Raw genomic sequence first — 22,511 nt, 5'->3', positions numbered from 1 at the left:
ACCGAGAGCGCCTAGGCTCTTCTCGGACGCAGCTCGGGAGTCGGGGCATCCAAGGTAGGTATCCGATCGAAGTCGAGGCTGAGAAGACGGCCGTCCATATTGCCGTCCCACTGGAAGTACCCGCCGGGTCGAGCCCCACTGCCGATCCATTCGTGCGTGCAGTGCTGCCCGAGGCCCAGTGCACCGACCATATCGAGGCCAAAGACCCGGTCGAGGTGATGGCAGACCCAGGCGACGGGGGCTTCGATCTTGTTCTTCTTGACCAGCGCGGCCAAGGAGGCGCGAGCCGGCATATCGAGAAGATGCCATCCGCGCCACAGGTCGGTGAATTGGCCCAGCCTCACGTCCTTCTCGATGATCGAGCGCTCGAACCACCCTTCCCGGAAGAGATGCAGCACGTGGAACAAATAGTCGTACTCGATTGCCAGGGCGGGGAGTCCGGCCTCCACATTCTCGGTCTGGCAGAACACTGTTCGGATCGACCCGAGCGCCTTGTCGAGAGGCACTTCCCAGGGACTGTCGTGCCAGGTGAGGCTGAACGCCGCGTCCAGACTGTGGCTCCGCGGCAGCCGCGAATCCCCATTCACTTTGAAGAACGGTGGAAGATGGTCGGGGTGCAAGAGGTACATGGCCCGGTCTGAGGCGGAGAAGTCCTCCCAGGCGCCTGTCCGGGCCCGGTACCGCTTCCGGTTCGTGTAGCCCAGTGACTCCATCAGGGCGGTGAATGCTCCCGCATCGGTCGGGGAGATCATCACGTCCATATCGGCAAACTCACGGGATCCTCGGCCGGAGTAGAAGACCTGCTGGCAGACGATTCCTTTCGTGAACGCGATGCCGAGCCCTTGAGCCTCCGCGGCCCTGGCGATGGACGCCGCCTCTCGCAGGTAGTCGGCCGTCTTATGGCGTCCGAACGACAACGATTCGACGAGGTGTTTCCGAGTCCTATGCGGCACAAACGCAGAGGTCCCTGAATCGATGAGGAAGTCCGCCAACACTCCCACCAGGCCGTGCCTGGCGGCAAGTCCGATCAGCAGGTCGACGTTGAACCGCCGGTCTTCGATGCTCTCCCGGGCGAGCTCGAAGTGCTCATTTCCCGGCGCTGCGACCGAGACGCGCTTCAGCAGATCCCAGGTTTTCCTGAGTTCTTCCATCCCCACCTCTCACATGCGGATATCGTCCGCTGGTTCCAGCCGCCGTCTTCGATCTCTCCTGCGTCACCGCGCAGTTCGAATGGGCGATGCTTTACGGAAACGATTCTTCACTTCCCGTCCTTGCTGTGCAAGCTCTGTCTTTCACCCGCTGGGTATCATGTGGATGTATTCCATGGCCGGTTACGCCTCATGTGGACTATGATCGCCGACTCGGACCGGCGAGGCGAAATCGCGATCGAACCAGATGAGCGGATTCATACCCTTGCAACGCACTTCGGTCACCAATCCGACGAGGATCAGGTGGTCCTCCACATCCGAGTCGAAGTGCCTGACACATGTCATCGACGCGAGGGCTCCCTCGACCCACGGAGGCCCGCCCGCCGATCGCATCACACCAGGCGCGTCGAACTTGTCGGCGCCGCGAGTCGCGAAGAGCATGGCGAGGTCGCGCTGGTCCTCGGCAAGGAAGTTGACGGTGAAGCGTTCGGCCGCGCGTATCGCCCGATGGGACCGGGTCCCATGATCGACGCAAACCAGAAGCGAGGGCACGGACGCGCTGAACGGACATACCGAACTCGCGGTGAAGCCGGCGGCTCCGAATTCCCCGCCCTCGGCCATCACGATCGCGACGGCCGCCGGAACTTGGGACATCGCGTCCTTGAACACGGCTTCTTCAACGGTCTTGTCTATGCCCGAAGGATTCATGCGCTCTGGGCGGCGTCGATCATCTGCCAGAGTCCGCCGGGCGTCTTGAACGCATCTGGAGTGATGAGCTCATCTGGAATCGCTCTGCCCAGGTGTGCCTCCAGGGCGACCAGGAGCCCTACGGTGGCCAGCGAGTCGAGGCCGAACGCGACCAGCGAGTCGGTCGGGAGGATCTCCTGAGTGGGATCGACCCCCTGAAGATGGGCGCGCAGGATCGCCTCGAACTCACTCGACCATTCAGATTTTTCCATGCTCAGTCTCCATGTCATCTCTTCGGAAATTGGTATGCCGTCTGATCCGCTTCGATAGCGGTCGGGATCGCCGATCGTCTCCCAGCGCTACTCGCCTCGGCTGCGGGCAATCGCGGCGAGCGATGCGATGCCGGTGAAGTCGAGCGGATGCGACTCGAATCCGGCATTGCGGAGCGAAGACACCATGCTCGGGATCATCGTGAACCTTCCGCCAGCCGCCGCGTACGACAGCGCAGGGTCGCAAGCGGTACCGGGATTGCAATGCTCGAACACGTCGACTATCGCGCGAATCCGGGGGTCGTCGTCGGCGGAGGGGTGGTAGTCACGGTCGATGTCGAGCACAGTGGTCGGCTCGTCTGACCGAGGGGAATCAGAGGTGAACGCCGCGTACGAGGTCGGGACCCGGATCAGCGGGTCGTGGGACGCATTGAGAAGCATCCGCTCGTGCAAGGCGATCAGATCGGGACGGCCACCTGCCACCGCACAACGCAGCCCGTCGCCCTCCTCGAGCCATGCCTCCTCGACTTCCGGGTGTGCCATCGCAACTGCTCGGATGCGCCCGCCCAGATGCCGCGAATTGCCGCTGACGATCCAGTCGGCCTCTGCCGGAAGGACTCGCGTCGGAATCTGTGAAAGCAGCTCCTGCAGCGGGCTCTCCGGTTTCCCGAGCAGAGCATCCGCGAATCCGATAGCGGCGTCGAAGAGTTCTCTGCACTCCTCCGGCGCCGCCACCTCACTACCACATTTCAGGAAGAACTTGAACTCGCGATCTCCCGGGTAGAACGCGAAGAGCATCCGGTCGAAGCCGCCCTCGGTCGTCCGCTCCTCGATCCGTCGAGCCCCGACAGCCGCCGCGGTCTCTTGCCGCCCTTGATAATCAAGGTATTCGATACGCACGGGCCGCTGCAGGATGCTTCCCGACTCCGAATCGATGCGGTCCTTTGCCGCGACTCCGGCCTCCTCGTCCCGGACGCCGTACGGATAGGCGCGAAGCAGCAGGCCGTGCGTGCGTCGCACGAAGTCGGCGCCGGTCGCCCCCGCAGGGAACTCGAGTCGGCAGTCGACCTCTGTCGCGATCCTGGCCACGAGTCCGGCACTGCGCGGGCGCCAGCGGTTGGAGACCGCCGTCGTCAGGAACAGGTCGTATGTCTGCGTCCAGGCGGCAATCGCTCCGCCCACCGCTGCATGGAAGAACGAGGCCGGGCTGATGCCATGCGTGGTCGAGTACCGCTGGACGCTCGCATAGAGGTCGGCATCGTTGAGCGTCAGCTGCAGGGTCTTGCCGGCGACCCCGGCCGGCGGCAGGAAATTCCTCGGAGCTTCTCGCCACAGGCCCGAGAGCGCCTCAATGGCGCGAGCGCTGGCGGCCTGCATCGCTTCTTCCGACTCGGCAGCCGCGCAGTCGAGAGGCTGGAACGCCTCGTCGCCCGCGAAGAGTGCACCCTGGACCTCGTCCACCAGGTGTCGTTCGAACTCGCGGGCCAGGCGCGAGAACGCGAAGCCGTCGATATCGATCTGATTCGCCCGCAGCACAGCTTCGCTCACGAGGTCGCCGTCAGTGCGCACCATGCATCGGAAGCCGGGCCGCTCCTTGACATCGACGGGTTCGACCGGGTCGTCGGTCAACTCGACCTGCGGTGGCTCGAAATGCGCGAGCACGCATTGCTCCGGTTGTCCATCAGGCAAGACCCGGTACATGGTCCGTAGGGCCTCGTAGGCGGCAGCCGCGGCGTTGAGCGTCTGCTGTAGCCGCGCCTTCGTCAGACCTCGAGGGACGTTCAGCGGACGGCTCAGGTGGAACTCGATGCCGTATTCGCGGGTGAACGTCTCCTCGTTGAGGAACCAGAACGAATGCTGCCCCCAAGTCAGACTCCCTGTACGCGCAAATTCCATCGTCATGGCCTCATTTCCTCGCGCCGAGATAGGAAGCGGAATGGATCTCGAAGAGCTCCTTGTAGAGACCACCTGACCGCATGAGCTCGTCGTGGTCGCCTGATTCGATCAAGACCCCCTCCTTCATCACCAGGATCAGGTCGGCACCGGCCACCGTCGAGAACCGGTGAGAGACAATCACTGTCACCGCGCCGATCGATCGCCCGATAGACCTCGCCCTCTCCATATAGGACTTAAACACCGCCTGCTCACTCGGCGCGTCAAGAGACGCAGTCGGCTCGTCGAGGAGCAGCAGCACCGGTTGGGGACGCATGCATGCGCGGGCGAGGGCAACCTTCTGCCACTGCCCCTCCGAAAGATCAATGCCGCCGAACGCGCTGCCCAGCTGGGTGCGGTCTCCGTCCGGTAGCCGCGAGCGGAGCTCGTCAGCGTCGGCCGCGGTCACCGCGGCGTCCAAGGAGTCCGCAGTTCCGTGCCTAAGGTCGCCGAGGCCGATCGACTCGGCGAACGTTGTCTGATAGCGCCCGAAGTCCTGGAACGCGGCGCTGAGCGATTCACGCCATGCGACCGTGTCGACCTCTGCAAGGTCGTCCCCGTCGACCAGGATGCGACCGCTGTTCGGGCGGTGGAGCTTCGCGAGCAGCTTCACCAGTGTCGTCTTACCTGAGCCGTACTCGCCGACGACCGCGACGACTGCCCCCGCAGGGAGAGTGACCGACAGGTCGTCCACCGCGTTGCGCTCGGTCCCCGGGTACGAGAACGTGAGGTTGGACAGCGTGATCCCATCTGCCAGCCGACGTGGAGCGGGGATGTCAGTGCGGGTGAGCGCACGACTCTCCGCGTACTCCCGAAGCCACAGATACGGCTCAAGGACACGCGCCGCGCCGGAGGCATCCGAAGTAGACTGCAGTGCCCGGTCGAGCACGCCTCGAAGCAACGCTCCAATCGTCACCGCCATCATCACGTCGCCCGGACTCGCTGCACCGTCGGCCACCTGCACCGCCACCAGCCCGATGACCGACGTGTATCCGACCGTGAAGACGGTCCAGCCGACGGCGCGCCAGCATCCACTAGCGATCAGAGCCCGTGAGCGGCTGGCACGCACCTGCTCCGCCGCTGCGACCTGGCGATCAATCAGCTGCGGTCCGACACCAGAGACGCGCAGTTCCTTCCCCGCGCTGCCGCTGATGCACAGCTTGAAGAAATGGATCTGAGCGCGCTGGTTTCGAGCCGCAACGAGTTCCGACCGCTTGAGCCTCACCTGTGCGCGCCGGTCGAACCAGAGTTGGAGAACTACGCACGGCAGCATCAGAAGCAGCCAAGGACTGGCGGCGCCCAGAATGAGCAGTGTCAGAATGAGCCTGACTCCCATGGAGACGGCCTCGACGGCGTTCCACGCCGAACCCACGATCGCCCAGGACCTCCCGCGGATCGCAGTGATGCGGTCCAAATACTCCTGGTGCTCGAGATGGTCGATCTCAGGCAGCTCAGCGGAGGCCCGCATGATGCCCGGCTCGATCTCGATGTGGCCGACCTTCTCCATCACGTGGAACCGCATCGCACTGGCGGCGCCGCTCACCGCGCGGTCGGCCGCATACGCCAGCGCGGCCAGGACTCCCCCGATAGCCGCTGACACGGCCGCCCCAGCGGCCATCGAGTCGACGGTGTGCTTGAGCGCCAAGCCGATGCCGGCGAACGCCACAGCGTTGACGGCCGAGGCCGCAAGCAGAAATGCGGTGACCGCCGGTTCGCGACGCAGACAGACACCCAAGAGGGAGGCGAGGAGGCGTGCATACTTGCTGATGTTCATCATACGATCGCGCCTTCCTCGAGACGATCATCGAATCCGGCGGCGAACCGCTCTGCTTGAAGTCGATACATCCTGGCGTAGGTGCCGTTCAGGGACATAAGTTCCTCGTGAGTCCCCTGCTCGGCGACCCTTCCGTCGTCGATGAGGACGATGCGGTCCGCCCGGCGGACCGTCGCAAGGCGGTGGGAGACCAGGATCGTGGTGACCGGCTCGGTCAACTGCTCAAGCCGGTCGAAAAGCCGCTGCTCCGTGCGGACGTCGAGGTGGGCGCTCGGCTCGTCGAGGACGAGGATGCGCGCACCCGACTTCACGGCGTACAACGCCCGGGCAAGTGCGAGTTGCTGCCACTGCCCTCCTGAAAGATCAACGCCGCCGTCGATGGATGCGTCCAGCGAGGTGTCCTCCCCGGCGGGGAGGCCATCCACGAGTGCCTGGAGTCCGGATTCAGCGATCGCTGATTTCAACGCTGCCTCGTCGACAGGACCGCTGCGTCCGAGGGCGATGTTCTCTGCGATGGTCAACCGGTACTTCACGAAGTCCTGAAAGACCACGGCCAAGTGCGACCCCCAGTCGTCGATTTCTCCGATGTCGCGGCCGTCGGCCGTGACGATCCCGGCGGTCGGTCGGTATGCGCCGGCGAGGAGTTTGATGAGCGTCGACTTGCCGGCGCCGTTGAATCCGACCACTGCAAGGGACTCATCGGGGCGGATTTCCAGGTCGAGGCCCTTGGTGACCGAGGCACCGTTCTCATATTGGAAGTGGACGTCCTCAAACCGGACGTGGGGCGCCCGTGTCCCGGACAGCGGCTGCATGTGCCGCGTCACGAGCTTGCCATCGAGCGAGTCCTTCAAGGCGGCGAACGCGGCCAGGCCAGGACGGGCGCCTTCCATCTCCATCATCGGGCCGACGCCGGATGCGGCGGTGAAGATGCCCCACCCGGCGGCGAGTGCGGCGCTGGCCATCCCGACATCGGTGCCGTTCGCAACCGTGGCGAAGCCGACCGCTCCGAAGATTGCACCGAGCGGCAACAGCGTGATGGCGAACTGCTGCCAGTGCGCACGGGCCATAGCGCGGTCGTCTGCCCAGACGGGCTCAAGGTGCGCGCGCATGTCGTGCTGATGCCGTCCGATGATCCAGTCTGCGAGCCCGAAGATCCGCAGCTCCTTGGCTTCCGGACGGGAGGCGGTCAGCTCGCCCCAGTACTGGTAACGGCGATGGTGTTCGATTCCGTCAACCCAGATCCGGTAGTGCCGGACCCAGAGCCGGGTCGCCAGGCGACGTGTCACCAGCGCGGGGATGATGAGCGCGGGGACGAGCCAGAACGACCAGTACGAGACCACGATCGCCGAAGAGATGAGGCCGACGTACTCGAAAATGACCCGCAATGCTCCGATCGCGCCGTCCCCAGGAGTCTTCTCCACCCACTCGGTCGGATCGGCCGCCGCGGTCTTGAAAAGATCCTGCGTCGCCTTCGGTTCGATCATGTCAACCGTGGGTGCGCCCACGGCGAGCCGTGCGACTTCGGCACGGTGTCGAAGATTGACACCGCTGACGACAAGGTGCTTGGCCCACCGAAATGCGAGGCTGCTGACCTGTCCGAGAAGGAACACCGCGCCGAACACCACGAGAGGAACCGTGAGGTCGGCGTCCACACCCGAGATCAGCAGGCCCACCGAGGCCGCACCGATCGCGGGGAACACCGCGTGCAGTACACCGATAGCGATGATCGCTGCAAGTGCCCGCGGATCGCTATGACGGAGCAGCCTGAGGAAGTTCCAGCGGTCCCGGAAGACCGTCATCAGAGGTTCCAACGTGCTCTCATTCCTGCCCGAGTGAGGGGTGATGTGTCGACTTGTCGACGCCGTCTAGGATCCGGACCCGGTCGAGATGGGACTGGATCAACTCGAGTCCGTGGCCTCCCGCCGCCGCAGCGACAGCTCTCGCGAACCGTTCGATCCCGAATCCCAGGCACATCGACAGAGCCGGAGTCCCGTCGTCGAGACTGATTTCGAACGGGCGGGTGAAATGCGAGTGATGCTGGTTGAGTGAAGCCACGGCTACGCCGTTGGGAGCGTCTTCGTGCATCGCGACCAGTTCGAACTTGCTGTCCCAGAGCATCTGCGAGGCAGTTCTCTGCGAAGCCTGCTCACCGAAGAAGATGTCCGTCGCCGTCTCGAGTCGGAAATCGAGCCCGAACAGTGCGGCCACCGCAATCGTGAAGTCGGCGAGTTCGCCATGCAGACGTTCAAGATCCTTCTCACTGCCGATGAACAGATTCTCCCGGACTGTGAACTCCCTCAGCCGTTCGACTTGATTCAGGTTCCCTTTCTCATCCCGAAAGCAGCGGCCGCTGAACGTGATGATGGTCGGTGCCTCGGAACGCACCGCCGCCGAGGCCAGCACCGGGAAGCAGTGGAGACACATCGCAGGTGTGAGCACTTCCTCAGGTGCGCTGAGGAAGTCGGCGATGTCGCTGCCGACCGGATCCCGTTGGCTCCAGAACTTGGGGAATTCGTCATACACGGCCGGATGAGGATCGAACGGGGACACGAAGCTGATGTGCTGCCTCGCGGTATCGAAGTAGCCCGCACGGTCGACGTCCGCGGCCCGGATCATTGAGGGGACCGCGATCCGCTGCGCACGATAAGCCCGCTGAAAGAAGTTGCCGAGGAACCGGTCAAGAAGGTCGCAGAGCACGCTGAAGTCGTGGCTGTAGAGGTTCAGTCCGGAGCCGGTGCGTGTACCTATCCGGTCGGTGTACGAGTCCTCCGGGCTCAGCGTGCGCTGCTCCGCTAGTTCAGTGACAAGGCCGGAGAAAGCTGCAGACAATGCATTCGAGTCAACACGGGAGAGGTTGACACTACCTTCGCCGCTGGAGTCGAACCGGACCCTCGGGCTGCGATCGGGGATCGAGGACAACTCCTTCGCCAGGCGCAGCACCAAATCGGCGACCCCTACGGCTCCTGCTGAGCCGCCCGTGAGCACTACCGAGTCGCCTTCGAACTCGACTTGACCGATCTCCGGATAGTGGAATCGCAGTTGGGTGGCCAAGGTGCGCCGTGCCTGGCGGCCCAGGATTACCGACCCCATCGGGAAGGATTCCTGGCGAGCATTCTCGCCGATGTCGCTCACAGCAGCGTCACCTTCCGGTCCATGAGGACCAGTCCCCCTGTGTCCGACCAAAGCCTGTTGTTCGCGTGGGTCAGCGAGGCTGAGCGGAGGTCCCGAAGTGAGCGCGCCAGCGGCACTGGGGAGTCCTCCGTGTAGCCGACGGCCATTCCCGCGACCTCGACCATGCGGTTGACCGCGTCGAAGGTAAGTTCCGAGGCCAGCAATTTCAACGTGTTGAAATGGATGCGCGCAGGTGCGGCCCGAAGTGCGGCGATATCCTCACTGCGCGCGCTTTCCACCTTGTCGACCGCGAGTTTCAAGTAGCCGCCAACCGCTTCGAGCCGGGCTCTGATCTGCGCCAGCTGGTAGCGGGTGAGATCGGAGCCCACGTCCGGTCCGCCTCGACGGCCGGGATCCCGCAGCCACGCGACGAGCTGCGCGAAGGCTCCGCTCGCGGCCCCGAGCCAGCAAGCGGCCCAGGCCATATGCGCAACTGGGATGATGGTTTCCGCAGCGATCTCACTGAAGTCGCGGTCGCCCGCGATAACGGCCGACCGCTCGACGGCACCCTCGATGTACAACCCACCGCTTGCGGTGCCTCTCATTCCAAGGGTCGACCACTGTGCTCGAGGCTCGATGCTCAGTTGATCACGGTCCGCGTACACCAGGCGGACTTCCCCCGGTCCGGCTTCAGGGCGGGACCGCAGCGTGAGCAGGAAGCCGTCCGCGTTCATCCCACCGGTGACAACTGGCGCATGGCGTTCGAACTTGTAGCCGTCGTCCTTCTCAATGAGGGCCGCCTGTGCGGATTGAAGGCGGGCACCTGTGCCCGGTTCCGTCGTTACCGAGGCGATGTACACCTGGCCTCGCGCGATCCTCGGCAGGAGATTTTCGATCAGCCGAGGTTCTCCGAGCCTGGCGATGGTATCCGCCTGTTGGCAGTGCATCGCCCAGATGAGCGACGTAGACATGCAAGCCGCACCGATCGTTCGGGCAGCCCAAGAGAAGTCTCCGAGACTCCATCCCAGACCCTCGTACTCCTTCTCTACGAGGGCACCCATGAATCCGCTTCGCCGAAGCAACTCAAGATTCTCTACAGGGAATCTGCCATTGAGGTCAGTCTCTCTGGCTCTATCTCGAATTTGATCGGCGACACCGAAGACAGCTTGCCTGTCCAATCCCATTTGCCCATCCGTTCGCGGTCGTAAAGCTCTCGAACTCTGTCGAGTCTCCAGGACTGCCGGGGCAATGGCAATGGTCATTCACCTTGGGTTGGAATCCACGGGAGATTCACAACGGTGTGGTTGCTCATGGATTAGGTTGCATCTCAATGTCATGAGCGATACCGGGCAGCTCATTCACAGAGATACATCATCGGTCTACGAACACCGCCCTATCCGATCTCGCTTCAGAATCCACGATTGCTGCCACCACTTCCGACTCTGCCGTGTTGGCATTAGAATTCATCGGTGAACCCGGAACGGCTCTGAGCACTTCAAAGTATCCGACCACTGCCAGCAGACAGCGACTATCCACACCGAGCCGGTACTTCAAATCCTTTACATGATTCTCGACAGTAGGACTGGCGATGCCGAGACGGTTTGATATCTGCGCGTTCGTCGCCCCTCCGGCAATGAGCTTCAGGACCTCACGTTGACGTTTCGAAAGAAGTGCAAGACGTTCAACGGACTGACGAACAACTTTGACGGTCGAAAGCTCGCCGAGCTGGACAGAAGACACGACAGAGGGGTTCGGGGTAGTGAACTTCATGTGAACAGAATACAACACCATAGCTCGCACCAAGTAACGATCTCAATATTTGAGATAATCGTTGCGCGTCCTTCGCAAACTGACCGAACTTACTGCGGCTCACACTCAAGGATTTGGCGCGTCCCATCTTCGAACATCACTGCGATCCACGTTCGATCATCGAGCAGGCAACCAATGTCTTTCACCTGAAGGAAAACCAGGTGGCGGTTTTCCATGTTCCGCAGAGTGCTCATAGGATGCGAAATGATGGGGTCGATCTGAGAGGGCGACCGGGTTCGAGGATGTCCGGGGCATCACGGCGGCTATGCGAGGGGACGGGTGGATGGAACGCACGGGCCCATTGAACGAGAGACAGCTTGCGACTCTCCAACTGATCGGGAGCGGTGACGACCTCAGCACCGAGCAGCACGTCAAGCTGCGGATCACCGGTCGCGCTCTCGCATCGAGAGGGTTGGTGGAGGTCAGCAGGCGCGACGGGGGCTGGCGGGCGACGATCACTGAGGCGGGCCGCTACTACCTCAGGCACGGCGAGCATCCCGGCACAGGGCGCGACACGGGCGTGCCGGTCCGGCCGCCTCAGCAGCGTCGCCCACGCCGTTCGATCTCCGGTGCGGCATCGGGATACAACGAACGCTTCACTCACGTCGATGAACGACCCGCGGCGCCCGGCGAGCGGCATCGGGATGCACTCGCCCTGATCGAGCGGCTGCACAAGGAGAACCCCGTCAGATTGCTGTCGCTGACCGAACCTGAGCAAGACCGATGGCGCAAGACCATTGACTACGCGAAGCGCCACCACCTCGTACCAGGCGGGAGGTTCATCGAGGCCAGCACCTCCGCGCGTGGTTCCATGACCATCCGCTTGGTGTCTTCGATCCATCCCAACGCAGCCCGCAAACTCGCCGCAAGCCTCCCACCGGTGCCGGTCTCCGAGCGGCTGCACCGGCCCCATCCGGTCATCGCACGACTCCGCGATGACGATCAACGGCTCCAAATGCCCCCAGATCTGCGTCTCCGCAGTCTCTTGCTGCTGCAGGCCATCACGGCTGCCGCTGTGGACCAAGGTTGGAAGGTCACCGAGCCGGCTGTCGAAGGCCACCGCCACCGGAATTCCTACTACCAGCACTCGCCGCCCTACCGGGAAGGCGAGATCCAAATCGGCATCGACGGCTTTACCTACAAGGTCACCATCGACCAGGAGTTTCCGCAGTCGGCCGACCCCGTCAAATCCAGGACTTTGAAAATCGATCTGCCGCATTACAACGCGCACGGCAGCCGATGCGAGTGGGCTGACCGGAAGACGATGACACTTGAGGAGCGGCTACCCGAGATCGCCGACGCCCTCGCCAAGCGCGCTGTCGCCGACCGCGAAGGCGTCATCACCGAAACGAACAAGAAAGCCGAGCGGCAGCGCCGATGGGAAGCCGCCGTCACCCAAGCCAGGGTTCAAGCACGCGAGCACCACCTCGAAAAAGAGCTCAAGCGCCAGGCCCGGGCACACGAGGAATGCCGGATCCTGCGCGAGTACTGCAGGCAGTTCGAACAGCGGATCGCCGCTGCGGATCCCGATGCGCCAGAACTGGAATCAGCCAGAGCCTGGCTCACATGGACCCGCGCCTTCATCGAGACCATCGACCCCTTCCGGACCCTCCCGACCATGCCCGAAGCGCCAGTGTTCGAACAAGAGGCGCTGCGACCGTTCCTGAACGGGCTGAACTCCAACGGTCCCGAACCGCCATCATCACTCTGAGCCGACCGTTCCCGCTACCATCGCAGGTCATTACGGTGGCAGAAATCACTACACAACCAGAGAATCCGGCTCTGGGCACGAAACTTAGGCAGAACTTAGGCAGAAAACTGGCGGGACCCGGCTGGATCCAACTGGACCCGACGGGACAGAAAGACCTGGTCAAGCCGCTATTTCTCCCGCCAGAGGCCTTGTTCGCTCATTTCTTCGTACATATCTCCGAAGGTGCGGAGACGACTGCGGGGACACTGTCCAATGTGACAGTGTCCCCGCAGGTCAACCACGTCTTGAGATGGCCAATGGCGGAGGATATGGGATTTGAACCCATGATCGGGTATCACCCGAAACCCGCTTAGCAGGCGGGCGCACTAGGCCACTATGCGAATCCTCCAGGACGCGCCGGAGCGCGTACCAAGCACAGAGCATACCGGGCCGGTGCTTGGCGGGCCAAGCGGGTTCGGTTCGGTCAGAGCCAGGTCACGTGGGGCGCGACCAGGAGGTATCCGACGAAGGCGGCGATGTCGAGGACGGTGTGGGCGACGACGAGCGGGCCCGTCCGCTTCCAGCGGAGGTAGAAGAGCGCGAAGACCGCGCCCATGACCATATTGCCGACGAACCCGCCGAAGCCCTGGTAGAGGTGGTAGGTACCGCGCAGGAGGGCGTGGGTGGCGATGATCGCGGGCGCGCGCCAGGCGAGCTGGCGCAGGCGGGTGACGAGGTAGCCGACGCCGATCACCTCCTCGACGACCGCGTTCTTCAGTGCGGCGAGGACGAGGATCGGGACGGCCCACCACACGTCGTTGAGGTTCGCGGCGTCGATCGTGGCGTTGAGACCGAGGGCCCGGGCGGCGAAGTAGAGGCCGAGGCCGGGGATGCCGATGCACGCGGCCAGCCCCACGCCGCTGAGGAGGTCGAAGCCCGGGCGGCGCAGGTCGAGGCCGATGGCGCGGAACGGGTTGCCGCGGTCGAGGCTGAGGAAGTGCAGCGCGAGCGCGACGGGGGCCATCGCGAGGGCGAGGCTGACGAGCTGGCGCGCGAGGTCGTACCAGGGCCGTTCGGCCTCGGCCTTGGCCGAGTTCATGGACTGGACGCTGTCAGCGAGGCCGCCCGGTTCGGTGAGGGTGCCGACGATGCTGACGATCGACCAGATCGCGGACGCGCCGAGGGAGAGCGCGAGGACGATCCAGATCTCGCGGCGGATGGTGCGGGGCGCGAGGAGCGGCGTCGTCGCCGGTTCGTCGGCGAGTGCGGTCCCAGGGTTCGGCATGGGTTCCAGCGTGCCAGAACGCCGGCCCGGCCGCGACACGCCCGGGCTGCGGATTCGCGCCGTCGCACCGCGTGTGCGACGCGGCCGCGTCCGTCGCGGGCATGATCAACATGTTAGGCGAGGTGCTGTGAGGCTCATCCCACTCGGCGACGCTCACCGCTCGCGGCACCTCGCTTTCCTACACCCCGTCGCGGCCCGGTGTCTGTCGGTTTCTTGACACTCGGAGCTGCGAATCAGGTAAGGTTAGCCAGTCCTTACCTTGAGAGGGGTACCCTTATGCGGCTCGCGACTGCGGAGGCTCACGTCCTGAGCGCCACCGCACTCGGACGCCGTCCCCTCGCGCCCCTGCTCCCCCAGCCGATCGACGCATTGCGCGCGGTCGCCGACCGGGTCGACCGGGACGTCAGCGCGCACCCGCTCGCGGGCGTCCGCGCCTGGCTCGACGGGACCCCGGGTCCTGAAGCGGTCGAGTTCTCGGGCGCCGAGCTGGCCGCCGGGGAGCGCATCGGGGAGCTCATGGGAACGGCCGCCGCGCTGTGGGGCGGCTCCGCTCACGCGAACGCCGCCCTCGCCTGGAAGACCTACTGCTACTGGACGCTCGCGCCCGTGGTGCTCGGCTACGTCGCCGCCCGCCGCGTGCCGGTCCTCGACGCCGCGAACGCGGTGTTCCGCGTGTCCGCCGACGCCCCGATGTTCTCGGTGCGTCAGGTCCGGCCGAGGTTCCTGGCGCTGCCGCACGACCCGTGCGCCTCGCACCCGGACGTCGAGGTCGTCGCGAACGAGTCGGAGTTGCTGGACCGCTTGCGCGCCACCGTGTTCGACGCGCACCTCGCCCCGGTCCTGGACGCGTTCCTGGCGAACGCGCGGGTGGGGCGGCGCACGCTCATGGGCTCGGTCGCCTCCGGGATCGCCTACGCGGTCGCGTCGATTGCACAGGTCGTGCCCGACCCGGACGACGTGCTCGCCAAGACCCTGCTGGAAGCGCTCGACGTCACCGACCTCGTCGACGTCAGCACCGACGAAGCGGGCCGCCTGGTCTACCAGCGGCGCACCTGCTGCCTGGCGCTCACCATCGAGGGCAACCGCACCTGCTCCACCTGCTGCGTCCGCCACGAGCGGCCCTGACGGCCGTTTGGTAGATTGGCGCTTGCCTCAAGGGGCCCTGGAGGGGTCGCATAGTGGACTAGTGCAGCGGTCTTGAAAACCGCCGAGGGTGTCAAAACCCTCCGTGGGTTCGAATCCCACCCTCTCCGCCACCACGCCGCCAATGGTTCGCGGCTTTTCCGGTGAATTGCGCATTCGCGCGAGGATTTCGATCGCACAAGACCCGGGGCACTGCTGTGCGCCTGGGGTCTTCCCGTGCCCGGGACATGAAAAAGGACTCAGCACCCCGGCACGGTGCTGAGTCCACGATTAGGGTAACCCCATGGCGCAACATGCTTCACTTCCGGGTCGGGATATTCACAGAATCGTTACGATGGCGCACCGCTGCGAGGAGGCCGACGGGATCGCCCCGTTCAACGAGCAGACCACGCTCGGGCTCTCCCGCCACCCTGAGAAACATCGCAGGCATTTCGTTGTGCCCCTTGGTGAAACGGTCATCGCGTACGCGGGTGCGGAGCAGGTCGGCGGGGTCGCCGAGGCGGAGTTGGCGGTCGATCCGGCCCACCGGGGCAAGGGGGTCGGCCACAGATTGCTCGCCAACGTCTTGGATTGGATCGAGACGGATATCACGCAGCTGCGGATGTGGGCGCACGGCGATCTGCCCGCTTCGCAACGGTTCGCCCAGAAGCACGGCTTCACGCGCGACCGCGTGCTGTACCAGTTCTCGCGCGACCTCGCCGGGTTCGCCTGGCCCGCCGCGTGGCCGGAGGGGATCGGCCGGAACTGGCCGGTCGGGGACGGCCCTGCCGCGACCCTCGCGGAAGGAGTGCGCCTGCGGCCCTTCAGGGTCGGGGCCGACGAGGCCGAATGGCTGCGGGTGAACGCGGCGGCGTTCGCCTCGCACCCGGAGCAGGGGCGGTGGACCGCAGCGGATCTCGCCGCGCGGCAGGAAGAGACCTGGTTCGACCCCGACGGGCTGCTGGTCGCGGAGGACGAGACGGGCCTGCTCGGCTTCCATTGGACCAAAGTGGAGGAAGGCGTCGGCGAGGTCTACGTCCTCGGCGTCGACCCCCGCGCCCAGGGCACGGGACTGGGCCGCACCCTCACCCTGGCCGGACTCGCCCACCTTGCGGCGCACGGCATCCAGCAGGTCGACCTGTACGCCGACGAGTCGAACGCCAAGGCGGTCAAGCTCTACCGGTCCCAGGGCTTCGAGGTCGTGCGGACGGACGTGCAGTGGGCGAAGCAGCTGCCCTGACGCGAGAACAGCTCACGCGGCGGTCGTGTCGGTCCTCGCCGGTACCTTGGTTGGCAAGGGGGCCTTCATCGAGGACATATCCGGAATGACGGAAATACCCCCGCTCAAGCCGAAGCGAGCGCGTCCGCCGGGTAGCCCTCTTCGCCCGGCAGCACCAGGCGGGCCTCCTCGCCGGCGACCGCGACGCGCGGCAGGATCGGCGACATGTCGCGCTGCTCGGCGGCGGCGAACACCTCACCCACCGTCGAGTACCGCGCGAGCTCCGCGAGCGTCGTCGCCTCCGGGATCGACATCTGGCCGCCGTACTGGCACACCGCCTGCTCGGGCCCGATCCACGTCGCGTACTCCGGCTCGCGCACCCGGATGCGCGGCTGGAAGCCCTCCGCGAGCGTCGCCACGTAGATCCACGAGTCGAACCGCACCGGCTCGTACTCGGGCGTCACCCAGCGCGCCCAGGCGCGCTGCAGAGCGACCATCGCGCCGGTCTCCTCCTCCACCGAGCGCAGACCGGTCATCGCCACGTCAGGGTCGTCCGGCTTGTGCCGCCCGCCCGGGAAGCCGTACTGGGCGCCCCTGGCGGGCCCGTTCATGGCGTTCTCGTACGTGTCGACGTCCAGGTGCGCCCAGCGCTCGCGCACCTGCATCACGTCGGCGCGGCCGATCGACGGGAGCCCGAACGGCTCCTTCGCGGCGTGCCGCAGCAGGAACACCCGCAGCGGGGCCTCGCGCAGGAGGACGACGGCGGCGGCGCGCTCGGGCTCGGCGGGAGCGCCCTGCTGGCGGAGGCGGGCGAGAGCACGAGCGGCCGACGACGAGTCGACCGCTCTGAAGTCCCATTTCCCGAAGCGCTGGATGGACATGCCATCACGCTAGCCCAAGATCGGGCGATTCCAGTGCGCAACGGCTGAAACGACAGCGGCCCGGCCAGGAGCCGGGCCGCTGTCGTCGAGGTCTTAGCCGATGAACTGGATCGGCAGGTAGAACAGGGCGCCCACGAGCGCCGCGATCGGGAACGTGATGATCCACGCGATCACGATCGAGCGGGCCACGCCCCACCGCACGGCCCGCTTGCCGCCGGTCGAGCCGACGCCCATGATGGCGGACGTGATGGTGTGCGTGGTCGAGATCGGCGCGCCCAGCAGGAACGTGTTCGCGTAGAGCACGGCGCTGGCCACGGTCTCGGCCGCGAAGCCCTGGGGCGGGCCGAGGTCGATGATCTTGCGGCCCATGGTCTTGATGATGCGCCAGCCGCCCGCGTACGTGCCCGCGGCCATGACTGCGGCGCTGGCGAGGTACACCCACTCGGGGATGGGCTCGCTCGTGTCGTAGTACCCGCCGACCGAGAGGGCCAGGATGATGATGCCCATGACCTTCGCGGCGTCCTGCATGCCGTGGCCGATGGCCATGGCGGCCGCCGAGGCGGTCTGCGCGTGGCGGAAGCCGCGGTTGAGCTTGTCGGGGCGTCCGCGCCGGAACAGCCAGTAGACGGCGATCATGACGAGGAAGCCGAGGGTGAAGCCCACGAGCGGGGAGATGATCGTGGGGAGCACGATCTTGTCGACGATGCCGCCCCAGAGGACGACCGCGCCGCCGGCCATGGTCGCGCCGACCATGCCGCCGAACAGGGCGTGCGAGGAGGAGGTCGGCAGGCCGAAGTACCAGGTGGTGAAGTTCCAGGCGATCGCGCCGAAGAGGCCGGCGATGACGATCAGGATGCCGTCGATGCCGTCGGGGAGCTCCACGAGGCCGCTCGCGACGGTCGCTGCGACCTTGCCGCCGAGGTGGGCGCCGACGAAGTTGCCGATCGCGGCCATGCCGAGCGCGACGCGGGGCCGGAGCGCCCGGGTCGAGATCGAGGTGGCGATGGCGTTCGCGGAGTCGTGGAAGCCGTTCGTGTAGCCGAACAGCAGGGCCGCGGCGATACAGATCGAGACCGCGATGAACACACTGTCCACGTTCAGGATTCCTTGACGTAGACCGACTCGACGACGTTGGAGACCGCTTCGAAGGAGTCGCAGGCGGCCTCGAGCTCGTCACCGACCTCCTTGAGCTTCATGACCGTCAGGGCCGGGTACTCGCCGGAGTAGAGGCGGACCAGGAGCATGCGGTAAGCGCGGTCGCCGTCGTTCTCGAGGCGGTTGCACTCGACCCAGAACTCCTTCATCGACTCGTTGAGGCCCTTGAGCTTCGGCATGTACTCGGCGAGGAGGTCGGCCTGCGAGACGAGGACGGTGATCTGCTCGACCATCTCGCGCGGCAGGGCGGGGAGCTCGGAGAGGCCGTAGAGGTAGACGAGGTTCGCCGCGGCTTCCATGTGGTCGAGGATGTCGTCGAGCTTGCCGGCGAGGTGGTACATGTCCGTGCGGTCCATCGGCGTGACGAACGTCGAGTTGATCTTGTTGAACAGCCGGTGGGTCAGCTGGTCGTTGTCGTGCTCGACGTCGACGAGGCGCTCGGAGATCTTCTGGTAGTCGGCCGACTCGTCGCCCAGTTCGGCCAGGATTCCCACGCCGCGGCGGATGTTGTCGGCCGCGTCCGTGAAGTAGGCGTAGAACGCGTCGTCCTGAGGCTTCAGCGAGAACCGCACTGGGCACCCCTGCTTTCGGTCGTTTTGACTGTCCTCACTGTACCGATCGGCTCAGGGGACGGGCGGAAATCGTCACCGCGAAGTTAACATCCAGGTGAACGAGACACAAGCTCGCGAAGTCTGCTGTGTGAGACTCCACGAAACCGCTCCAAGCTGGGGTTATGCAAAGGTTTCACTTGAATTCATCTAACGTTCACCTTTCGATTCGGCGGGGGCGCCGAAAAGCGCCCGGCCGCCGTGCGGGCGAATCGGGTTCCCCGAGGAGGGGCCGGTTAATCAGTCGTCCGCGGTTTCGGCGAGACGCCCCAGCGCGCCCACGACCGAATCGGACTTCGTCGTGTACCAGAACGGCGGCAGCGAGTCCCGCAGGAACTTCCCGTACGACCGGCTCGTCTCCAGCCGCGAGTCCAGGATCGCGACCACGCCGCGGTCGGTGGTGCGGCGGATGAGCCGCCCCGCGCCCTGCGCGAGCCGGATCGCGGCCGCCGGGACCGAGACCTCGGTGAAGCCCGAGCGGCCCGCCGCGTCCGCCGCCTCCGAGCGGGCGGCCGTCAGCGGCTCGGTCGGGCGCGGGAACGGGATGCGGTCGACGACGACGAGGCGGCATGTCATGCCCGGCACGTCCACGCCCTGCCAGAGGCTCATCACCCCGAGGAGGCACGTGGACTCCTCTTCCTTGAACCGCTTCACGAGGCTCGCGAGGGTCTCCTCGCCCTGGAGGAGGATGTCGTAGTCGGTCTGGGCGCGCAGCAGCTCGGCCGCCTCGGCGGCGGCCTTCTTCGACGAGAACAGGCCGAGCGCGGCCCCGCGGCTCGCCTCGACCAGCCGCAGCAGCTCCTTGCCCGACTCGCTCGAGAGGCCCGACGCGGTCGGGCGCGGGAGCGACGCCGCGACGTAGAGGATGCCCTGCTTGCGGTAGTCGAACGGGGAGCCGACGTCGAGCGACGACCAGCCGTGCCCGTCCGCGGGCAGACCCAGGTTGCGGGCGACGATGTCGAAGCGGCCGCCGAGGGTGAGCGTCGCCGACGCGGCGATCACCGTGCGGTCCTCGTAGAGCATCGCCGAGAGCAGGCCGCCCACCGAGAGCGGCGCGGCGACCAGCTGCGGGCCGTTCGGCTCCGACCAGATCACGTCGTCCCCGGCCGGGCCGATGCACCGCCCGGCCGTCTCGATCGTCTCGACCAGGCCGGCCTTGAGCTGCTGGGCGCTCAGCTGCTTCTTCGTCTCCGCGTCGAGCGTCGACAGGTGCGTGGTGGCCTTGACGCACGCGCCGTTGACGAGGTTCAGCGCCTCGACGAGCGGCGCGGGCAGGTCCCCGGAGAAGCGGCGCTCCCCGGCCGCGTTCAGCGCGCCCTCGAGCGCGTCGGCGGCCTCCCGGACCTGGTCGGCCACATCGGGATCGATGAGGCGGCGCCCGCGCTGGGCGAGCCAGCGCAGCCGGGCCGGGTGGAGCTCGGCGCGGGCGGCGGAGGTGACGCGGTCGACCAGTTCGTGCGCCTCGTCGACGATGAGGACGGCGTGCTCGGGGAGCACCGACCGCTCGTTCATCATGTCGATCGACAGGAGCGCGTGGTTGGTGACGACGATGTCGGCCTCGTGGGCCTTCGCGCGGGCCCACTCGGCGAAGCAGTCGGAACCCTGGGCGCAGTCCTTCGCGCCGGGGCATTCGGAGGACGAGGTGGAGGCCTGCTTCCAGGCGCGGTCGGAGACGCCCGGGTCGAGGTCGTCGCGGTCGCCGGTGTCGGTGTCGTTCGCCCAGTCGAAGAGGCGCTGCACCTGTTTGGCGAAGGACGCCTGCTGCCCGGCCCACTTCAGGGTCTCGGTGCCCTCGATCGCGCCGTCGTCCTCGTCCTCTTCGCCGGCGATCTTGCGTTTGCAGATGTAGTTGTGGCGGCCTTTGAGGAGCGCGAAGGTCGGCTTGCGGCCGAGGACGGGCGCGACGGCCTCGACCAGGCGCGGCAGGTCGACGGCGACGAGCTGGTGCTGGAGGGCGAGCGTGGCGGTCGAGACGACCACGGGCTTGCCCGCGGCGAGGGCGGCGCACAGGTAGGCGAGGGACTTGCCGGTGCCGGTGCCCGCCTGGACGAGCAGGTGCTTGTCGGTGTCGACGGCGGCGGCGACGGCCGCGCACATCTCGCGCTGGCCTTCGCGGGCCTGGCCGTGGGGGGTGGCGGCGACGGCGGCGTCGAGGATCGCGAGGGCGTCGCGTTCGGCTTTGGTGGCGGTTGCGTTGGTGCTCATGCCTCCTGGGCCGCCTGCTCGCCCGCGGTGGTGGTGTCGTCGGCGGGCGCGCCGCCGGAGCTGACCCTGACCGCTTCGGCGGTGGCGTCCTCGCCTTCGAGGCCGCGGGCCTGGGCTTCGCGGCGGGCCGCGCGGTAGCGGTTGAGGGCGCGGACGGTGCCGTTGACGATGGCGAGGATGGGGACGGCGACGAGCGCGCCGATGATGCCCCACACGAAGCCGCCCGCGGTGACGGCGAGGACGATCGCGAGCGGGTGGAGCTTCACGGCGCGGCTCATGAGGAACGGCTGCAGGAGGTTCGACTCGAGCTGCTGCACGGCGAGGACGATGCCGAGGACGATGAGGGCGGTGACGATGCCGTTCGGGGTGCCGACGAGGGCGACGACGACGGCGACGATGCCCGAGACCGTCGCGCCGATGATGGGGATGAACGCGCCCAGGAAGATCAGCGTGGTCAGCGGGAGCCACAGCGGGACGTCCAGGAGCCACAGGCCGAAGCCGATGAAGATCGCGTCGACGGCGGCGACGACCACGATGGTGCGCATGTACTGCACGAGCGTGCCCCAGCCCGCGCCGCCCGCGTAGCGGAGCGGTTCGGAGGCGGTGCGCGGGAGCATGCCGGTGAGGAAGGTCCAGATCTTGCGGCCGTCGCGGATGAAGAAGTAGGTGGTGAACAGGACCAGGAACAGGCCGGTGACGAAGTTGCCGAGGCCGGAGGCGGTCGAGGTGGCGACGTCGACGCCGGTCTGGACGATGGTCTGCTGGTTCTCGTTGTACCAGTTGGTGATGTTGTCCTGGATGTCCACGAGGACCACGGCGACCTGGTTGCCGTCGAGGCCGTAGGGGCCGGACTCGAGCCAGGTCTGCGCGTCTTTGAGGCCGTCGACGATCGAGTCGTAGAAGCCGGGGACGCCCGCGATGAACTGCTGGATGACGAACGTGAGGATCGCGGCGACCGCCGAGAGCCCGGCGACGAGCATGAGGATCGAGGCGAGTGACTTGTTCCAGCCGTGGCGGATGAGCCAGGCGGCTGCGGGCTGGAGCATGGCGGCGAGGAGGAACGAGATCGCGACGGGGATGACGACGACGGTGACGTAGGAGAGGAGGTAGAGCGCGACGGCGACGGTGACGCCGATGACGAGGATGCGCCAGCACCAGGCCGCGCCGACGGCGAGGCCGGTGGGGACGAAGCGGCGTTCGGGGTTCTCGCCGTCGCCCGCCTGGTCGAGTTCGGGCGGTATGTCGCTGCCGCCGCCCGCGGGGATCTCGGGCTCGTCGTCGGCGGGTTCGCGCGCGGCGAGGGCGCGTTCGGCGACGGGGTTGACGCGCATGCCGATCCACAGTTGACGTGCCCGGGCGGTGGTGCGGCGGAATCGGCTCACGGTCTCTCCAAGGACGGTTCCTCCGGGAGGGAGGCGGGTGCAACGTCAACACGTACCGTACCGGTTCGGTGCGACTCGTCCGATACAGCAGGCTGTACCGAGTGCGCGCGGGCACCTCTCGGTGCACCCGGGGTCGGGAGTGTCGGAACCCCGGTCCCCCGACTGCAATGATCGCGCGGGGGTACGACATTGCGCGAGGTGCGGCGTCGCCGCGGGCGGCCTGCGCGTGACTTC

General features: G+C 66.2%; 18 protein-coding genes and 2 tRNA genes. 4 read left to right on the top strand and 16 right to left on the bottom strand.

Annotated features, from left to right (window positions below):
- Positions 1-11: 11 nt before the first annotated feature.
- From ACGGCP_RS22775 to ACGGCP_RS22735, 9 genes are all read right to left on the bottom strand, one after another.
- Positions 12-1,151, bottom strand: coding sequence for a nucleotidyltransferase family protein (locus ACGGCP_RS22775; RefSeq protein ID WP_392969532.1), 1,140 nt, complete (start codon positions 1,149-1,151; stop codon positions 12-14).
- A gap of 180 nt (positions 1,152-1,331) precedes the next feature.
- Positions 1,332-1,817 (bottom strand): flavin reductase family protein, encoded by a 486-nt coding sequence (locus ACGGCP_RS22770; protein WP_392969529.1) that lies wholly within the window; start codon positions 1,815-1,817, stop codon positions 1,332-1,334.
- A gap of 35 nt (positions 1,818-1,852) precedes the next feature.
- The gene (locus ACGGCP_RS22765; protein ID WP_392969526.1) at positions 1,853-2,107 is read right to left on the bottom strand and encodes an acyl carrier protein; all 255 of its coding nucleotides are present in this window, start codon (positions 2,105-2,107) and stop codon (positions 1,853-1,855) included.
- A gap of 87 nt (positions 2,108-2,194) precedes the next feature.
- Complete coding sequence (locus ACGGCP_RS22760; protein WP_392969523.1) at positions 2,195-4,006, bottom strand: hypothetical protein; 1,812 nt, start codon at positions 4,004-4,006, stop codon at positions 2,195-2,197.
- A 4-nt stretch (positions 4,007-4,010) separates the two neighbouring features.
- Positions 4,011-5,813 carry an ATP-binding cassette domain-containing protein gene (locus ACGGCP_RS22755; protein WP_392969520.1) on the bottom strand — a complete coding sequence of 601 codons (1,803 nt, stop codon included), beginning with the start codon at positions 5,811-5,813 and terminating at the stop codon, positions 4,011-4,013.
- Positions 5,810-7,609: an ABC transporter ATP-binding protein gene (locus ACGGCP_RS22750; RefSeq protein WP_392969517.1), complete on the bottom strand. Its 1,800-nt coding sequence runs from the start codon at positions 7,607-7,609 to the stop codon at positions 5,810-5,812. Before ACGGCP_RS22750 ends, ACGGCP_RS22755 begins: the two co-directional genes overlap by 4 nt.
- A 19-nt stretch (positions 7,610-7,628) precedes the next feature.
- Positions 7,629-8,942, bottom strand: coding sequence for a hypothetical protein (locus ACGGCP_RS22745; RefSeq protein WP_392969514.1), 1,314 nt, complete (start codon positions 8,940-8,942; stop codon positions 7,629-7,631).
- A complete protein-coding gene (locus ACGGCP_RS22740; RefSeq protein ID WP_392969511.1) occupies positions 8,939-10,105 on the bottom strand; it encodes an acyl-CoA dehydrogenase family protein in 1,167 nt (388 codons plus the stop codon). The genes ACGGCP_RS22745 and ACGGCP_RS22740 overlap by 4 nt, the downstream gene beginning before the upstream one ends.
- Before the next feature lie 187 nt (positions 10,106-10,292).
- Positions 10,293-10,691: a response regulator transcription factor gene (locus ACGGCP_RS22735; protein ID WP_392969508.1), complete on the bottom strand. Its 399-nt coding sequence runs from the start codon at positions 10,689-10,691 to the stop codon at positions 10,293-10,295.
- A 322-nt stretch (positions 10,692-11,013) separates the two neighbouring features.
- Between ACGGCP_RS22735 and ACGGCP_RS22730 the strand changes: the two genes are divergently transcribed.
- Entirely contained in the window at positions 11,014-12,441 is a 1,428-nt protein-coding gene (locus ACGGCP_RS22730; RefSeq protein WP_392969505.1) for a hypothetical protein, read from the top strand.
- A 297-nt stretch (positions 12,442-12,738) separates the two neighbouring features.
- Here the strand turns inward: ACGGCP_RS22730 and ACGGCP_RS22725 are convergent.
- Positions 12,739-12,829 (bottom strand) — tRNA-Ser (locus tag ACGGCP_RS22725).
- A 75-nt stretch (positions 12,830-12,904) separates the two neighbouring features.
- Complete coding sequence (locus ACGGCP_RS22720) at positions 12,905-13,705, bottom strand: CPBP family intramembrane glutamic endopeptidase (RefSeq protein WP_392969502.1); 801 nt, start codon at positions 13,703-13,705, stop codon at positions 12,905-12,907.
- Between the two features lie 276 nt (positions 13,706-13,981).
- On the opposite strand from ACGGCP_RS22720, the gene ACGGCP_RS22715 reads away from it, so the two are divergent.
- The 3 genes from ACGGCP_RS22715 to mshD all read left to right on the top strand — a co-directional run bounded on the left by ACGGCP_RS22715 (position 13,982) and on the right by mshD (position 16,067).
- A complete protein-coding gene (locus ACGGCP_RS22715) occupies positions 13,982-14,830 on the top strand; it encodes an IucA/IucC family C-terminal-domain containing protein (RefSeq protein WP_392969499.1) in 849 nt (282 codons plus the stop codon).
- Positions 14,831-14,869: 39 nt separating this feature from the next.
- A tRNA-Ser gene (locus ACGGCP_RS22710) sits at positions 14,870-14,961 on the top strand.
- Positions 14,962-15,131: 170 nt separating this feature from the next.
- Entirely contained in the window at positions 15,132-16,067 is a 936-nt protein-coding gene (gene mshD / locus ACGGCP_RS22705) for a mycothiol synthase (RefSeq protein WP_392969496.1), read from the top strand.
- A gap of 104 nt (positions 16,068-16,171) precedes the next feature.
- Here the strand turns inward: mshD and ACGGCP_RS22700 are convergent, their stop codons facing one another.
- The 5 genes from ACGGCP_RS22700 to ACGGCP_RS22680 form a co-directional block, all read right to left on the bottom strand.
- Positions 16,172-16,927 (bottom strand): hypothetical protein, encoded by a 756-nt coding sequence (locus tag ACGGCP_RS22700; RefSeq protein WP_392969493.1) that lies wholly within the window; start codon positions 16,925-16,927, stop codon positions 16,172-16,174.
- Between the two features lie 93 nt (positions 16,928-17,020).
- Complete coding sequence (locus ACGGCP_RS22695) at positions 17,021-18,022, bottom strand: anion permease (RefSeq protein WP_392969490.1); 1,002 nt, start codon at positions 18,020-18,022, stop codon at positions 17,021-17,023.
- 2 nt (positions 18,023-18,024) lie between these two features.
- Positions 18,025-18,654 carry a DUF47 domain-containing protein gene (locus ACGGCP_RS22690; protein ID WP_392969487.1) on the bottom strand — a complete coding sequence of 210 codons (630 nt, stop codon included), beginning with the start codon at positions 18,652-18,654 and terminating at the stop codon, positions 18,025-18,027.
- A 276-nt stretch (positions 18,655-18,930) separates the two neighbouring features.
- Positions 18,931-20,895: an ATP-dependent DNA helicase gene (locus ACGGCP_RS22685; RefSeq protein WP_392969484.1), complete on the bottom strand. Its 1,965-nt coding sequence runs from the start codon at positions 20,893-20,895 to the stop codon at positions 18,931-18,933.
- Positions 20,892-22,277 (bottom strand): AI-2E family transporter, encoded by a 1,386-nt coding sequence (locus ACGGCP_RS22680; RefSeq protein ID WP_392969481.1) that lies wholly within the window; start codon positions 22,275-22,277, stop codon positions 20,892-20,894. The genes ACGGCP_RS22685 and ACGGCP_RS22680 overlap by 4 nt, the downstream gene beginning before the upstream one ends.
- Between the last annotated feature and the right edge of the window lie 234 nt (positions 22,278-22,511).

The sequence above is a fragment of the Glycomyces sp. NPDC048151 genome (assembly GCF_043202775.1).
Taxonomy (GTDB): Bacteria; Actinomycetota; Actinomycetes; order Mycobacteriales; family Micromonosporaceae; genus Glycomyces.
The sequence above is the reverse complement of the archived record's forward strand: the minus strand, read 5'-3'. Positions and strand labels throughout refer to the sequence as shown.

Coding starts and splice junctions, on each gene's coding strand:
- ACGGCP_RS22730 (WP_392969505.1), top strand. CDS start 11,014: ATGGAACGCACGGGCCCATTGAACGAGAGACAGCTTGCGACTCTCCAA.
- ACGGCP_RS22755 (WP_392969520.1), bottom strand. CDS start 5,813: ATGATGAACATCAGCAAGTATGCACGCCTCCTCGCCTCCCTCTTGGGT.
- ACGGCP_RS22720 (WP_392969502.1), bottom strand. CDS start 13,705: ATGCCGAACCCTGGGACCGCACTCGCCGACGAACCGGCGACGACGCCG.
- ACGGCP_RS22775 (WP_392969532.1), bottom strand. CDS start 1,151: ATGGAAGAACTCAGGAAAACCTGGGATCTGCTGAAGCGCGTCTCGGTC.
- ACGGCP_RS22740 (WP_392969511.1), bottom strand. CDS start 10,105: ATGGGATTGGACAGGCAAGCTGTCTTCGGTGTCGCCGATCAAATTCGA.
- ACGGCP_RS22700 (WP_392969493.1), bottom strand. CDS start 16,927: ATGTCCATCCAGCGCTTCGGGAAATGGGACTTCAGAGCGGTCGACTCG.
- ACGGCP_RS22685 (WP_392969484.1), bottom strand. CDS start 20,895: ATGAGCACCAACGCAACCGCCACCAAAGCCGAACGCGACGCCCTCGCG.
- mshD (WP_392969496.1), top strand. CDS start 15,132: ATGGCGCAACATGCTTCACTTCCGGGTCGGGATATTCACAGAATCGTT.
- ACGGCP_RS22735 (WP_392969508.1), bottom strand. CDS start 10,691: ATGAAGTTCACTACCCCGAACCCCTCTGTCGTGTCTTCTGTCCAGCTC.
- ACGGCP_RS22750 (WP_392969517.1), bottom strand. CDS start 7,609: ATGACGGTCTTCCGGGACCGCTGGAACTTCCTCAGGCTGCTCCGTCAT.
- ACGGCP_RS22765 (WP_392969526.1), bottom strand. CDS start 2,107: ATGGAAAAATCTGAATGGTCGAGTGAGTTCGAGGCGATCCTGCGCGCC.
- ACGGCP_RS22715 (WP_392969499.1), top strand. CDS start 13,982: ATGCGGCTCGCGACTGCGGAGGCTCACGTCCTGAGCGCCACCGCACTC.
- ACGGCP_RS22760 (WP_392969523.1), bottom strand. CDS start 4,006: ATGACGATGGAATTTGCGCGTACAGGGAGTCTGACTTGGGGGCAGCAT.